Annotated in this window: 15 protein-coding genes; 5 read left to right on the forward strand and 10 right to left on the reverse strand. The window is 58.7% G+C overall.

All coding sequences use genetic code 11. The annotated features are described in order from the left end of the window. Nucleotides 1-54: 54 nt before the first annotated feature. The 5 genes from QLG03_RS09785 to dapA form a co-directional block, all read right to left on the reverse strand. The gene (locus tag QLG03_RS09785) at nt 55-2,058 is read right to left on the reverse strand and encodes a GNAT family N-acetyltransferase (protein ID WP_217259527.1); all 2,004 of its coding nucleotides are present in this window, start codon (nt 2,056-2,058) and stop codon (nt 55-57) included. 9 nt (nt 2,059-2,067) lie between these two features. Next, nucleotides 2,068-2,940, reverse strand: a complete 873-nt coding sequence (locus tag QLG03_RS09790; protein ID WP_023290614.1) for a neutral zinc metallopeptidase — start codon at nt 2,938-2,940, stop codon at nt 2,068-2,070. Nucleotides 2,941-3,059: 119 nt separating this feature from the next. Beyond that, nucleotides 3,060-3,773 carry a phosphoribosylaminoimidazolesuccinocarboxamide synthase gene (gene purC / locus QLG03_RS09795; RefSeq protein WP_002913801.1) on the reverse strand — a complete coding sequence of 238 codons (714 nt, stop codon included), beginning with the start codon at nt 3,771-3,773 and terminating at the stop codon, nt 3,060-3,062. 228 nt (nt 3,774-4,001) lie between these two features. Then, on the reverse strand, nt 4,002-5,036 hold the full coding sequence (gene bamC / locus QLG03_RS09800) for an outer membrane protein assembly factor BamC (protein WP_255988951.1): 1,035 nt from the start codon (nt 5,034-5,036) through the stop codon (nt 4,002-4,004). A 16-nt stretch (nt 5,037-5,052) separates the two neighbouring features. Further along, nucleotides 5,053-5,931, reverse strand: a complete 879-nt coding sequence (gene dapA, locus QLG03_RS09805) for a 4-hydroxy-tetrahydrodipicolinate synthase (RefSeq protein ID WP_023290616.1) — start codon at nt 5,929-5,931, stop codon at nt 5,053-5,055. 153 nt (nt 5,932-6,084) lie between these two features. On the opposite strand from dapA, the gene QLG03_RS09810 reads away from it, so the two are divergent. Together QLG03_RS09810 and bcp are read left to right on the forward strand one after the other, a co-directional pair. Continuing rightward, on the forward strand, nt 6,085-6,651 hold the full coding sequence (locus QLG03_RS09810; protein ID WP_002913804.1) for a glycine cleavage system transcriptional repressor: 567 nt from the start codon (nt 6,085-6,087) through the stop codon (nt 6,649-6,651). Between the two features lie 3 nt (nt 6,652-6,654). After that, entirely contained in the window at nt 6,655-7,125 is a 471-nt protein-coding gene (bcp, locus tag QLG03_RS09815; protein ID WP_004201935.1) for a thioredoxin-dependent thiol peroxidase, read from the forward strand. A 60-nt stretch (nt 7,126-7,185) separates the two neighbouring features. Here the strand turns inward: bcp and QLG03_RS09820 are convergent, their stop codons facing one another. Beyond that, nucleotides 7,186-8,250, reverse strand: coding sequence for an AI-2E family transporter (locus QLG03_RS09820; protein WP_004201933.1), 1,065 nt, complete (start codon nt 8,248-8,250; stop codon nt 7,186-7,188). A 54-nt stretch (nt 8,251-8,304) separates the two neighbouring features. Then, nucleotides 8,305-8,421: a hypothetical protein gene (locus QLG03_RS09825; protein WP_048298700.1), complete on the reverse strand. Its 117-nt coding sequence runs from the start codon at nt 8,419-8,421 to the stop codon at nt 8,305-8,307. Nucleotides 8,422-8,472: 51 nt separating this feature from the next. Between QLG03_RS09825 and bepA the strand changes: the two genes are divergently transcribed. The 3 genes from bepA (at nt 8,473) to QLG03_RS09840 (ending at nt 11,343) form a co-directional block, all read left to right on the forward strand. Beyond that, nucleotides 8,473-9,936, forward strand: a complete 1,464-nt coding sequence (gene bepA, locus QLG03_RS09830) for a beta-barrel assembly-enhancing protease (protein WP_004201932.1) — start codon at nt 8,473-8,475, stop codon at nt 9,934-9,936. Between the two features lie 9 nt (nt 9,937-9,945). Beyond that, on the forward strand, nt 9,946-10,305 hold the full coding sequence (arsC, locus tag QLG03_RS09835) for an arsenate reductase (glutaredoxin) (RefSeq protein WP_048297992.1): 360 nt from the start codon (nt 9,946-9,948) through the stop codon (nt 10,303-10,305). Nucleotides 10,306-10,431: 126 nt separating this feature from the next. Beyond that, on the forward strand, nt 10,432-11,343 hold the full coding sequence (locus QLG03_RS09840; protein WP_255988948.1) for an Rpn family recombination-promoting nuclease/putative transposase: 912 nt from the start codon (nt 10,432-10,434) through the stop codon (nt 11,341-11,343). Here QLG03_RS09840 and QLG03_RS09845 read toward each other — a convergent pair. From QLG03_RS09845 to upp, 3 genes are all read right to left on the reverse strand, one after another. Beyond that, nucleotides 11,340-12,041, reverse strand: a complete 702-nt coding sequence (locus QLG03_RS09845) for a DnaA inactivator Hda (protein WP_020947395.1) — start codon at nt 12,039-12,041, stop codon at nt 11,340-11,342. The genes QLG03_RS09840 and QLG03_RS09845 overlap by 4 nt on opposite strands. A 98-nt stretch (nt 12,042-12,139) precedes the next feature. Beyond that, complete coding sequence (uraA, locus tag QLG03_RS09850) at nt 12,140-13,426, reverse strand: uracil permease (protein WP_255988946.1); 1,287 nt, start codon at nt 13,424-13,426, stop codon at nt 12,140-12,142. An 86-nt stretch (nt 13,427-13,512) separates the two neighbouring features. After that, nucleotides 13,513-14,139 (reverse strand): uracil phosphoribosyltransferase, encoded by a 627-nt coding sequence (gene upp, locus QLG03_RS09855; RefSeq protein WP_004201927.1) that lies wholly within the window; start codon nt 14,137-14,139, stop codon nt 13,513-13,515. Nucleotides 14,140-14,272: the final 133 nt, after the last annotated feature.

Genomic DNA, 14,272 nt, shown 5'->3' on the forward strand with positions numbered 1-14,272 from the left:
GGCAGTGTACGCCGCTCGCCAGATATGACCATGCCATTTAACTGAATGAGTTAGTTAAAAAAATTGCAGGTGCGCTACCTGCTGACGCAGCGCCTCAGCGCGCGCTGCATCGAGGAAGCGCAAGGCGTCCGCGGCCTCCTGACGCCATCTCGCCAGCAGCGCTTTACGCCCTGTTAGCTGCAGCGCGGCGCAGAGTTCGGCCTCTTCTTCCCCCTGCAGGCGCCCGCGCAGCGCCGGCAACGGCATGTCGACCTGCATCAGCAGACGATTGAGGCAACCCAGCGCCGCAGCCAGCGGGCGATGGGCGAAGGCAAAGCTGGCCGCTTCCAGCCAGTCCTCCTCACTAAGCATAGCCCCTGAAACGGCCGGCAGCGGCGCGGGCGCGTCCCGCCACGGGCGCAGCCAGTATTCATCGCGTTGTAGCCGCTGTGCCTCCCGCTGCGCGAGCTGATGCCCCGCTGCAGTCAGCGGGAACAGAGCCATCGCGGTATAGCATCCGCTGCTGGCCTCGCGATGAGTGCCCAGCCGCACGAGGATAAACCCGCAGCGTTGCCAGAAGCGCCACAGCTCAGGGGTATAGCCAAAGCTGACGGAGAGATAGTCATAACCTGCGGCATCGGCGGCGATATCCGCAATCATCTGCTGTCCCAGCCCTTCGCGCTGGCGGGCGGGGTGGACGGCGATCCGACTGACCCGCAGCCCGCGCAGCGTCGCCGCCAGGGGACTGCCGCCATGCGCCGCCAGCGACTGGGCGACCAGGTTCCCTCGCGGCCGGCGAAAACCCGCCCACACCGCCCGGCTGAGTTCAGGAGAAAGTCCCCCCTCGGCCACCAGCCACAGCGCGCCCACCACCGCGCCGCCGGCGCGTGCACAGCGGAAAGCCTGGCCCGGCGCGTCCATCATGCGCCGCAGATCGAGAGGAGAAGTGCGGTAATGCGCCCCGGACAACAGCTGGTACATCGCCTCCGGCAGCGCCGGCCGCGTTTGCCAGCTGGACTGATCGACCTCTTCCACGGCAACCTCCCCCGTCGGCGCATCGCGAAATGCCTCATCGCTGAAGATCAGCAGCTGACTGATGGCTGACTCCAGCGGACAGCCCGCGGCCCAGCGGATCGGCGCGCTCAGGCTAAACGACTGCAGATGGGGCAGGCTGGCGCAAAATTTCAGCAGGAACCCGCGCCCGGTGCCTTCATAACCCTGCACCGTCGTGGTGAGTAGCGTGCGGGGAAAACGGCTTACCAGCTGCCGGAGAAGCGGAGCCGGAATGGCCGCGGCCTCATCGACAATCAGCCAGGACGCCGTTTCTTTCGACGACAGCAGCGCATCAGGCGCCATAAAGCGAAACGCCTCGCCGGCAAAGCTCGCCAGCACATCGACGGCGCTGCGGGTCGGGGCGGTAACGATGGCCTCGCCCGCGAGCTGGCGCAGCAACATGCCCGCGAGGGCGGATTTGCCACGCCCTCGTTCAGCCGTCACCGCCGCGATACCGGGCGGTAGACGCAACAATTGCGCAAGGATCGCCGCCTGTTCGGCCAGCGGGTGACCCTCGGCGGGATGCCAGTCAGGGCGCGGGACGGCCAGCGGGAGCCGCGGCGAGTCCGACTGCCGCCAGAGCAGCACATCGGGGTCGGCGATAAACTGCCGACAGCAGCGGAGAACAAAGTGGGGGGTAGAGATCGGGTCGGGCGTATCGCTCCAGCGCAGGGAGTCCTCATCCACCCGGGACGGCCAGTCGGCGAAGGGGGGCGTCAGCAGCACCAGCCAGCTTCCCGCCCGCAGGGTACCGCTCAGGGCCGCCAGGGCGGCTACATCAAATCCGCGCCGGGCATCGAAAAAGGCGTGCATGACTTCCCGCCCCAGCAGCGTCTTCAGGGCGCCAGGCGCCACACCGGGCGCGAAAACCGGCTCGGGGCCCACCCACAGGCCATCGCCGGCGAGCCTCTCCCGCAGCGCCTGCGCCTGCTGCAGCGTCCAGGCCTCGTCGCCGCTGAGTACCAGCAGGCGGCGAATTCCCTCCCGCGCCATCTGCGCGGTGAGGTCAAGCAGCGCGTCCATCATCGGTGGCGATTACAGGGCGCTGCCGAAGGTGTTGCACTGCGCCGGGTCGCCGCTGTCGAAACCGCGTTTGAACCAGGTGTAGCGCTGTTTTGACGTGCCGTGGGTAAAGCTGTCCGGTACCACCCGACCCTGGCTCTGCTGCTGCAGACGGTCGTCGCCGATGGCCTCGGCGGCGTTCAGCGCCTCCTGCAGATCGCCGGTTTCCAGAATATCCTGCTGCTGCATATTATGGCCCCAGACGCCGGCGAAGCAGTCTGCCTGCAGCTCCATCTTAACCGACAGCCGGTTGGCTTCGGCCTCGGTGGCATGCTGCTGTTGCTGGCGGACTTTCGGCTCAATGCCCAGCAGTTTTTGTACGTGATGACCCACTTCATGGGCAATGACGTACCCCTGGGCAAAGTCGCCGTCGGCGCCCAGTTTATTTTTCATCTCATCGTAGAATGACAGGTCGATATAGACCGTGCTGTCGGCAGGACAGTAGAACGGCCCCATCACCGACTGGCCGGTACCGCAGCCGGTACGGGTCGCGCCGCGGTAGAGCACCAGCTTTGGCTGGGGGTACTGGCGGCCCATCTTTTCAAAGATCGGTCCCCAGGTATCTTCGGTGGTGGCCAGGATCACCGAAGTAAACTTCGCCGCTTCATCGTCTTTCGGACTGATGGAGCGCTGCGTGGAGGTCTGCTGCTGCGGCATCGGTTCGCCGGTCAGCATGCCGGTCAAATCCACGCCGTAATAGCCTGCCACCAGCACAATAATCAGCAGCACAATGCCGCCCTTCCCGCTCGGCAGCCGGAAGCCGCCGCCCCCGCCGCCAAACGGCGAGCCCGATTGACCGCGTCGATCTTCAACATTGTCGCTTTCGCGACGCCCTTGCCAGCGCATAAGCACCTCATTCCCTGTTATGTATCAATAGCAGAGATCGTAGGCGGTTCAGCGCAGGATTACCACAGGAAACAGCAAGAGACGCCAGAAGATGAGACCATCTTCTGGCGGCGGGCGGGTTAGTCGAGCTTAACGCCCAGGCGGTGAGCCACTTCTTCGTAGGCTTCGATCAGGCCGCCAAGGCTCTGGCGGAAGCGGTCTTTGTCCATTTTATCAAGGGTGTTTTTGTCCCACAGGCGGCTGCCGTCCGGCGAAAACTCATCGCCCAGCACCACTTCGCCTTTAAACAGACCAAACTCCAGCTTAAAGTCCACCAGAATCAGACCGGCGTCATCGAACAATTTTTTCAGCACGTCGTTAGCTTTGTAGGTCAGCTCGCGCATCCGCGCCAGATTCTCTTTGCTCACCCAGCCGAAGGTTTCGCAGTAGGAGTCGTTGACCATCGGATCGTGCATGGCATCGTTTTTCAGGAACAGATCGAACAGCGGCGGATTCAGCTCGATACCTTCTTCAATGCCTAAACGTTTTACCAGCGAGCCTGCCGCACGGTTACGCACCACACACTCCACCGGCACCATATCCAGTTTTTTCACCAGGCATTCGGTATCGGAGAGCAGCGCTTCCATCTGGGTAGGGATGCCCGCTTCTGCCAGTTTGCTCATAATGAAGTGGTTGAACTTGTTATTCACCATGCCTTTACGATCGAACTGCTCGATGCGCGCGCCATCACCTGCTGACGTATCGTTACGGAATTCCAGTACCAGCAGGTCCGGATTATCGGTGCTGTATACTGTCTTCGCCTTACCACGATACAACTCAGCTTGCTTTTTCATCTTTCACTACTCCAGTGATATTGAGCCTAAAAATACGTTTCCACCTATACACAAAATCATTCAAAGTGCATCGAGGCGGCAACTGAGCGAATCCCCAGGAGCTTACAAAAGTAAGTGACTGGGTTGAACGAAGGCGGCCAACAAAGAGGCAATTTGAAGGATGATGTGTATACGCACACGTTTGCGTCACTATATATTAAAAGGGCCGGATTGCTCCAGCCCTTTTGATTACTTGTTAAATGCGGCCTGGAATACGGCTACCAGAGCGTCATTTTGCGACTGCGTCAGGGTATGGCCTTTCGGGTCGATGAACTGCAGGCTACTGCGGTTATCGAGGTCGCCGACCTGAAGTTTGTAGTCACCGGAGACCAGCTGCGGGTCGCGTGCGCCCAGCTCCTGCCAGCTGCTGTCAGACAGCGGCTTGTAGGTCAGCGCCATGCTGCCCTGAGAGCGCGTGCTGTCGGTCACTTTCATTCCCACTTTCTCGAGGGCGCCCGGCAGACGCTGCCACACCATGTTAAACGGCGCGCGAACGACGAGCATTGGCAGGCCAGTATCGTCGGCAGCGCTCTGCACGTCGAAGGTGGCGCCCGCGCTGCGCTGAGCGGCGTTCTGGGCGCTGGTGGCGTTCATGTCCAGGCCTTCCGAAATGACGTTCAGCATGGCGGTGCTGTAGCGCTGCAGTGACGCCGGATCGGCAACCGGTTTACCCACCTGCTCCAGATTCACCAGCTTGACCACAACCGCTTGCTGATAGCCCTGCGGTTTGACGGAGATTTGATAACGACCGCGATACTGCTGATCTTCATCAAGACGGTTCCACTCAACCCAGTCGGTGTTCAGCGTCTGGCTCGCATCATCGCGCTTGGCGATAACGTAGTTCTTCGACTGAAGAATGCTGGTAACCTGCGCCCACAGCGAACCACTGCGGCCGTTTTCGACCATCAGCGTCGCGGTATCGCCGTTGAACTGGGTGCGGGCGCCGCTAACCAATGCCAGCGGCTGCGCCGGCGGGCGAATGTCCAGCGCCTTGCCGACCGCGCCGGTGCTGTTGGCCACCGGAATGTTGTAATCACCCACCTGAATCGGCAGGATCATCCCCGCCGGCGCGTGAAGTTCGCTCAACGGTGACGCCTGTAAATAGGCCTCATCACCGCTCACCTGACGCTTATAGCGCGAGTCGGAACTACAGGCCGCGAGGAGTAGAACCAGCGAAACACCCGCAACCTTCGCCAGGCGCGACTTCTGTACTGAGTAAGCCATCAAATCTCCCTAAACTTTACAGCAAACCGGCATGCTTCAGCGCGGCGGTAACGGCTTCACGACCCTGGTCGGTGATAGGCGTCATCGGCAAGCGCAGCGTATCGGTCGCCACAAGACCCAACGCCTTGCATCCCCATTTCACCGGGATAGGATTGGGTTCGACAAATAATTTTGTATGCAATGGCATCAGACGCTGGTTAATCGCCCGGGCTTCGGCAAATTGACCCGCCAGCGCCAGACGGCACATGTCGGCCATTTCGCGCGCCGCCACGTTGGCGGTAACGGAAATCACGCCCACGCCGCCGAGCTGCATAAAGTCCATACCGGTCGCATCGTCACCGCTCAGCAGAATAAAGTCGTCTGAAACCAGCTCTTTGATCTGGTGAACACGACTTAAGTTCCCTGTTGCTTCCTTAATACCGACAATATTTTTAATTTGCGCCAGACGGCCAACGGTTTCCGGCAGCATATCGCAACCGGTACGGGACGGCACATTATACAGAATTTGCGGCAGGTCAGTATGTTCGGCGATAGCTTTAAAGTGCTGGAACAGGCCTTCCTGGGTCGGACGGTTATAATAAGGAGTGACCGTCAGGCAGCCGACTACGCCGCTGTCGTTAAAACGTTTGGTCAGGCTAATCGCCTCTGCGGTTGCATTGGCTCCCGTTCCCGCGATAACCGGGATACGCCCGTCAGCCAGTTCCAGCGTCATCATCACCACGTCGCCATGCTCTTCATGGCTCAGCGTTGCGGATTCACCGGTAGTCCCTACCGAAACGATCGCCGAGGTTCCGTTGGCGACATGGTAATCAATCAGTTTTTTCAGGCTTGTCCGGCAGACATTACCGTTTTCATCCATCGGCGTGACAAGCGCTACAATACTTCCCGTGAACATGGGCCATCCTCAGAGCAGAAGTGCGACAAGATTCTCAATGTTACGTTTGGAGCTGCAATAAAAGCAAGAGACCCGACGCCATCAGGGATGTTGTATGGCGGTTTTTTTTATGCTTTCCTAATGTTACCTCACCTTTTTAAAGGAAGAACAGGTTTGACAGCCTCATTACAACACTATCTGGTTATTACCGCCCTGGGGGCTGACCGTCCCGGCATCGTGAATACGATCACTCGCCACGTCAGCAGCTGCGGTTGTAATATCGAAGACAGCCGGCTGGCCATGCTCGGTGATGAGTTTACGTTTATCATGCTGCTTTCCGGTTCGTGGAATGCGATTAACCTGATCGAATCAACCCTGCCGCTGAAAGGCGCGGAGCTGGAGCTGTTGATCGTGATGAAACGCACCACCGCGCGCCCGCCGCAGGCCATGCCAAACACCGTCTGGGTCCAGGTTGAGGTGCCGGACTCACCGCATATCATCGAGCGCTTCACTGCCCTGTGCGATACATGGAATATGAATATCGCGGAACTGGTGTCCCGCACGCAGCCGGGAGACGGCGATTCCGCGCAGCTTTTTATCCAGATAACGGCTCACAGCCCTGCGACGCAAAATGCAGCAAATATCGAACAAGCGTTCAAAGCCCTATGTACAGAACTCAACGCACAAGGCAGTATTAACATCGTTAATTATTCACAGCATGATGAACAGGATGGAGTTTAACCCATGACCCCACTGAAAGCCGGTGATCTTGCACCGAAATTTAGCTTACCGGACCAGGACGGCGAGGAAGTAAATTTAACCGACTTCCAGGGACAGCGTGTCCTGGTTTATTTTTACCCGAAAGCCATGACCCCGGGCTGCACCGTCCAGGCGTGCGGCTTGCGCGATAATATGGACGACCTGAAAAAAGCCGGTGTGGAAGTGCTGGGCATCAGCACCGATAAACCGGAAAAGCTCTCCCGTTTCGCCGAAAAAGAGCTGCTGAACTTTACGCTGCTGTCTGATGAAAACCATCAGGTTTGCGAGCAGTTTGGCGTCTGGGGCGAAAAATCCTTTATGGGGAAAACCTACGACGGGATCCACCGTATCAGCTTCCTCGTTGATGCCGATGGCAAAATCGAACACGTCTTTGATGACTTCAAAACCAGCAATCACCACGACGTGGTGTTGAACTGGCTGAAAGAAAACGCCTGATGCAAAGCAAGACGCCGGGGGAGAAAACCTCGCCCGGCGTCTTTTTTTATCCTCAATGCCTTAGTCGTCGTCGACGACCAGGCCATCCGGCCAGGCATGCACCACCGCTTTAATTAACGTGGCCAGCGGAATGGCGAAGAAGACGCCCCAGAATCCCCACAAACCGCCAAAGATCACCACCGACAGGATAATCACCAGCGGGTGCAGATTCACCGCTTCCGAGAACAGCACCGGTACCAGCAAGTTACCGTCCAGTCCCTGAATAATCAGATAGACCGCGAACAGACTCCAGAACTCGGTGCCTGCGCCAAACTGAAACAGCGCCACCCCTACCACCGGAATGGTCACCACAAACGCGCCGATATAGGGGATCAGCACCGAGAAGCCCACCAGCACCGCCAACAGCAGCGAGTAGTTGAGGCCGAAAAGGATAAAGCCTATCCAGGTGGCGACGCTGACGACAATCATCTCCAGCACCTTACCGCGAATGTAGTTGGTGATTTGCTGGTTCATCTCCTTCCATACCTGCCCGGCCAGACCGCGGTTTCGCGGCAGCACGCGGCGTACCGCGTTGAGCATCTGCTCTTTATCCTTCAGCAGGAAGAAGACCATCAGAGGCACCAGCACCAGATAGACCGCCAGCGTGAGCAGCCCCACCAGCGAGGCGAGAGAATACTTGACCACCGAGTCGCCCACCGTCAGCATCCGGGTGCGCATATTTTCCGCCATCGCATCGATGATGCCGGCATCCATCAACGCCGGATAGCGCCGCGGCAGCGTGGCGGCGAAATCAGAGAGCTTGTTAAGCATGCCCGGCATATCGCGGATAAGGTAGATCCCCTGCTGCCAGGCCACCGGCAGCACCACAAAGGCCAGCAAGAGCAGAATACCCACAAAGAGGATTAGCACCAGCGAGGTCGCCCAGGTGCGCGACAGGCCGATGCGCTCCAGGCGAACGGTCGGCCACTCCAGCAGATAGGCCAGCACGATAGCCACCAGTAACGGAGCCAGCAGGCCGCTGAAAAAGAACATGATGCCGAAACCGGCAAGCAAAATAACCAGCAGCGCTATCGCCTCAGGGTCGCTGAATCGACGGCGGTACCACTGCATTAACATCTCGAGCATAAAACCTTCCCTGAAGCGCAACGCGGCGACAAACGGGGGAATTGTATCGAAATGTCACAAAAAAGACTTCGCTTTTTGATGCGCAGCAGACAAACCCGTCTCCACCGTGAAGAACCTATTTTCAATGCGTCTAACGCCAGCTAAACTCGCTGGGATGCGGCCAGGGAACATTGCGTCGCACAATCGGTCAAACTGGCACACCCACATTACAGGACAGAGGTTATGTTCAGGCAGTTGAAGAAAACGCTGGTGGCGACCGTGATCGCGTCGCTGACGCTGGGTTCGTTAGGCCCTGCTTTTGCTGACTCCGCAGATACCCTGCCGGACATGGGGACCTCCGCAGGAAGCACGTTATCGATTGGTCAGGAAATGCAGATGGGGGATTACTACGTCCGCCAGCTGCGCGGCAGCGCGCCGCTGATCAACGACCCTCTGCTGGTGCAATATATCAACGGGCTGGGCATGCGTCTGGTCTCGCATGCGAATTCGGTGCGCACCCCGTTCCACTTCTATTTGATTAATAACGACCAAATTAACGCCTTCGCCTTCTTCGGCGGCAATGTGGTCCTCCACTCCGCCCTGTTCCGCTACTCCGATAACGAGAGCGAACTGGCCTCTGTCATGGCGCACGAAATTTCCCACGTTACGCAGCGGCATCTCGCCCGCGCAATGGAAGATCAGAAACGCAATGCGCCGCTGACCTGGGTCGGCGCGCTGGGTTCAATTCTGCTGGCGATGGCCAGCCCGCAGGCCGGGATGGCGGCGCTGACCGGGACGCTGGCCGGCACCCAACAGGGCATGATCAGCTTCACCCGTCAGAACGAAGAAGAGGCCGACCGGATCGGTATCCAGGTTCTGCAACGCTCAGGATTCGACCCGCAGGCCATGCCGATGTTTATGGGTAAACTGCTTGATGAGTCGCGCTACTCAACGCGGCCGCCGGAAATGCTGCTCACCCACCCCCTGCCGGAAAGCCGGCTTGCCGATGCCCGTAACCGCGCCAACCAGATGCGCCCGGTTGTCGTACAGTCCTCAGCGGACTTCTATCTGGCGAAGGCGCGTACCCTCGGAATGTACACCAACGGCGACAATAAGCTAGGCACCGATCTGCTCAACGCCTGGGATAAAGGCAATATCCGCCAGCAGCATGCCGCGCAGTATGGCCGCGCCCTGCTGGCGATGGAAAGCAACAACTTTGACCAAGCGCGCAAAACGCTGCAGCCGCTGCTCAGCGCCGATCCGCAAAATCCCTGGTATCTCGATCTGGCCACCGATATCGACCTCGGGCAGAAGAAAACCGGCGACGCCATCAACCGTCTTAAAAACGCTCGTGAACTGCGCACCAATCCGGTGCTGCAGTTGAACCTGGCCAACGCCCTCCTGCAGGGCGGACAGCCCGGGGAAGCGGCGACCATCCTGAATCGTTATACTTTTACCTATAAAGAGGATGGCAACGGCTGGGACCTGCTGGCGCAGGCGGAAGGCGCCCTGGGCAATCGCGACCAGGAGCTGGCGGCGCGGGCAGAAAGCATGGCGCTGGTCGGCCAGCTGGAACAGGCGATTTCCCTGCTCAGCAGCGCCAGCTCGCAAGTGAAACTCGGTAGTCTGCAGCAGGCCCGCTACGATGCCCGCATCGACCAGCTACGTGAGCTACAGGCCCGCTTCCGCCCCTACCAAAAAATGTAAGGAGACCCCATGACCGACGCGGTAAAAATTTACCATAACCCACGCTGCTCGAAGAGCCGCGAAACGCTGAGCCTGTTGAAGAGCCACGGCATCGATCCTGAGGTGGTGCTTTATCTTGAGACGCCACCGGATGCCGGGACGCTGCGTCAACTGCTGCAGCTGCTGGGTATGGAGAGCCCCCGCGAGCTCATGCGCCAGAAAGAGGATCTGTATAAATCGCTCAATCTTGCCGACCCGGCGCTCAGCGACGCCGCGCTGATACAGGCGATGGTCGACAACCCTAAGCTCATCGAACGCCCAATTGTCGTCAGCCGCGGCCAGGCGCGTATTGGCCGACCACCGGAGCAGGTCCTTGAGATCGTGAGCTAAGCTACCCGCGCCGCGCTACGCGGCGCTTTTTTTACGTAGCTGATTCCAGATCTTCCACGCCAATCCCTCCCGCCCGTCTTGCAGTGCTACTGTTCATCTAACGCTCAATCCACTGGACGGATGAACATGAAAAAACCAACCTCAACGCCTCACGATGCCGTATTTAAGACCTATCTCTCCCACCCTGATACCGCCCGCGATTTTCTGCGGCTGTACCTGCCCGAGACGCTGCTTAAAATGTGCGATCTGCGTACGCTGCATCTCGAGTCCGGGCATTTTGTCGAAGACGATCTGCGTCCCTTTTACGCCGACATTCTGTATTCCCTGAAAACCACGGCGGGAGACGGCTATATTTATGCGCTTATCGAACACCAGAGCACGCCCGACCGGCATATGGCCTTTCGTCTGATGCGCTACGCCATCGCCGCCATGCAGCGCCACCTTGATGCCGGCCACGATCGGCTGCCGCTGGTGATCCCTGTTCTCTTCTACCACGGTCTGGTAAGCCCCTACCCGTTCTCACTGCGCTGGCTCGATGAATTCGTCGCTCCGGAGCTGGCCGGCCACCTTTATCACGAGGCGTTTCCGCTGGCGGACATTACCGTCATTCCGGATGACGACATTGCCACCCACCAGCGCATGGCGACGCTGGAGTTACTGCAAAAACATATTCGACAACGCGATCTGGCGCAGCTCCTCGACAAACTGAGCGAATTATTATTGACTGGTCTGGCGACGGAATCGCAGGTACAAGCCCTGATGCACTATCTGGTGCAGGCAGGCAACGCGCGAGAGCCGATCAAGTTCATTCGCGAACTGGCGTTACGTACGCCGCAGCACAAGGAGACGTTGATGACAATTGCGGAATATCTGGAACAGCAGGGTCTGGAGCGGGGCCTGGCGCAGGGCCGTCAGGAAGGCCGGAAAGAAGAGGCGCAGCGTATCGCCGCCGCTATGCTACACAGTGGCCTGGCGCGCGACCTGGTCGCCCGGTTGACCGGGCTGACGGAGGAGGAACTGACTCCGCAGGCGGACTAGAGTTTAAGGATCTCTTTCACGAAGGGGATCGTCAGCTTGCGCTGAGCGGTAATCGAGGCATGATCCAGCTGATCGAGGGTCATAAATAGCGAGCGCATCTCGCGATCCAGCCGCTTCAGCAGGAAGCGGCACACGTCCTCCGGCATCTCGAAGCCGCGCAGTCTGGCGCGCAGCTGCAGGGCCTGCAGCTTGTCTTCATCCGACAGCGGCTGCAGCTTATAGATCTGACCCCAGTCAAGCCGCGAGGCAAGATCCGGCAGACCAAGATTCAGTTGCCGCGGCGGCCGGTCGCCGGTGATCAGCAACCGGGTTTTACCTGATTCCAGGATCCGGTTGTAGAGATTAAAGATGGCCATTTCCCAGGGCTCATCCCCGGCGACGCACTCGATGTTATCGATGCAGACCAGGGCCAGCTGTTCCATCCCCTCCAGCACCTCCGGCACAAACCAGGTGCGTTTATCCAGCGGCACGTAGCCCACGGCATCCCCGCGCTGGGAAAGCTCGGCGCAGGCGGCGTGTAACAGGTGGCTGCGACCCGCCCCTTCACGTGACCAGATATAAATATACCCGCTGTGTTCCTGGCGCAGTACGTTCTGGAGGGCAGCAAGTAGGGAAGGATTATCACCCGGCCAGAAACTCGCGAAGGTTTCGTCGTCAGGAAGATACAGTGGCAAAGAGAGCTGTGCCGGTGCGTTCAGATGGACCTCAACATAGGCTTACAGAAAAACGCGAAGAGTTTATCACAGATTTAGGTCAGGAGAGAACCGGGCGGGATCGCCGCCCGGTCAGGCGATCGTTATTTAACCTCTTCGCTATCCACGGCGTCGAGAACCACCTCTTCCGGACGCAGGACGCTGATAAGCTTGAAAATCAGGCTGAGCGCGATACCGACGATGGTGGCCAGCGCCATCCCTTTCAGCTCAGCGGCGCCGATGTGCACTTTGGCACCGCTGACGCCGATGATCAGGATCACGGAGGTGAGGATCAGATTCTGCGCTTTGCTGTAATCCACCTTCGATTCAATCAGTACGCGGATCCCCGAGGCGCCGATCACCCCGTACAGCAGCAGCGACACGCCGCCCATCACCGGCACCGGGATGATCTGGATCGCCGCCGCCAGTTTGCCGACGCAGGAGAGCAGAATCGCAATGATCGCCGCGCCGCCGATAACCCAGGTGCTGTAGACGCGGGTAATCGCCATCACGCCGATATTTTCCCCGTAGGTGGTGTTAGGCGTCGAGCCGAAAAAGCCGGAAATGATCGTCGACAGGCCATTGGCAAACATCGAACGATGCAGGCCCGGGTCGCGGATCAGATCGCGTTTGACGATATTGGCCGTCACCACCAGGTGACCGACGTGCTCGGCAATCACCACCAGCGCAGCGGGCAGAATGGTGAAGATGGCGAACCATTCAAAACGCGGCGTGTAGAAGGTTGGCAGCGCGAACCAGTGCGCTTCGGCGATCGGGGCGGTATCAACCACGCCCATCAGAAACGACAGCGCATAGCCCACCAGAACGCCAATCAGGATCGGGATAATCGCCAGGAAGCCGCGGAACAGGACCGAACCAAACACCGTCACCGCCAGGGTTACCATTGAGATAATAATGGTTTTGCTGTCCGGTGACTGGCCGTCGGCTGGCAGCAGCCCGGCCATATTGGCCGCCACGCCTGCCAGCTCCAGACCGATAACCGCCACGATGGCCCCCATCGCCGCCGGGGGGAACATCACATCCAGCCAGCCGGTACCGGCTTTTTTGACAATAAAGGAGACGAGGCAGAATAGCACGCCGCACATAATGAAACCGCCCAGCGCCACTTCATAGCCCAGCGGCAGCAGGAGCAGCACCGGAGAGATAAAGGCGAAACTCGATCCCAGATACGCCGGGATTTTGCCTTTACAGATAAAGAGGTACAGCAGCGTACCAATACCGTTGAACAGCAGCACGGTGGCCGGGTTGATGTGGAACAGGATTGGCACCAGCACCGTTGCGCCGAACATGGCAAACAGGTGCTGCAAACTAAGCGGGATAGTCTGTAAAAGCGGCGGTCTTTCACTCACCCCGATAGCACGGCGCGTCATAGTGTTTTCCTCTGAGATGGTTAGTTATGTGTGTTTTATTCAAAAAAAAGCCGACTCTCAAAGTCGGCTTATTTATCGTTATTCGATTATTTCGTACCAAAGATCTTGTCGCCGGCATCGCCGAGACCGGGAATGATGTACCCATGCTCGTTCAGTCCCTTATCGACAGAGGCGGTATACAGCTCAACGTCCGGGTGCGCTTTCTCCAGCGCGGCAATCCCTTCCGGCGCCGCCACCAGCACCAGCACCTTGATGCTGGTGCAGCCGGCGTTTTTCAGCAGATCGATAGTGGCGATCATCGACCCACCGGTGGCCAGCATCGGGTCAACCACCAGCGCCATACGCTCATCGATGTTGGACACCAGCTTCTGGAAGTAAGGTACCGGCTCGAGGGTTTCTTCATTGCGATAAATACCCACCACGCTGATACGCGCGCTTGGCACGTGCTCAAGCACCCCTTCCATCATGCCGAGGCCTGCGCGCAGGATAGGCACGACGGTAATTTTCTTGCCCTTGATCTGCTCAACTTCCACCGGGCCGTTCCAGCCTTCGATGGTCACTTTCTCGGTTGCCAGATCGGCGGTGGCTTCATAAGTCAGTAAGCTGCCCACTTCTGAGGCGAGTTCACGGAAGCGTTTGGTGCTGATGTCGTGCTCGCGCATCAGGCCCAGCTTGTGTTTGACGAGTGGGTGTTTGACTTCCACAATCTTCATTCTCTTTCTCCTCTGAGGGGCAGCCACAAAAAAAATCGCGGGATTATACCGCTTTTTTCGGATTAGGCCATACCCATCTTGCTTGACGTATATCAAGCAAAGTGATTTAGAGACAAAAAAACCGGAGACGAGG

Source organism: Klebsiella sp. V115_8 (genome assembly GCF_029967715.1).
Classification (GTDB): Bacteria; Pseudomonadota; Gammaproteobacteria; order Enterobacterales; family Enterobacteriaceae; genus Klebsiella; species Klebsiella quasipneumoniae.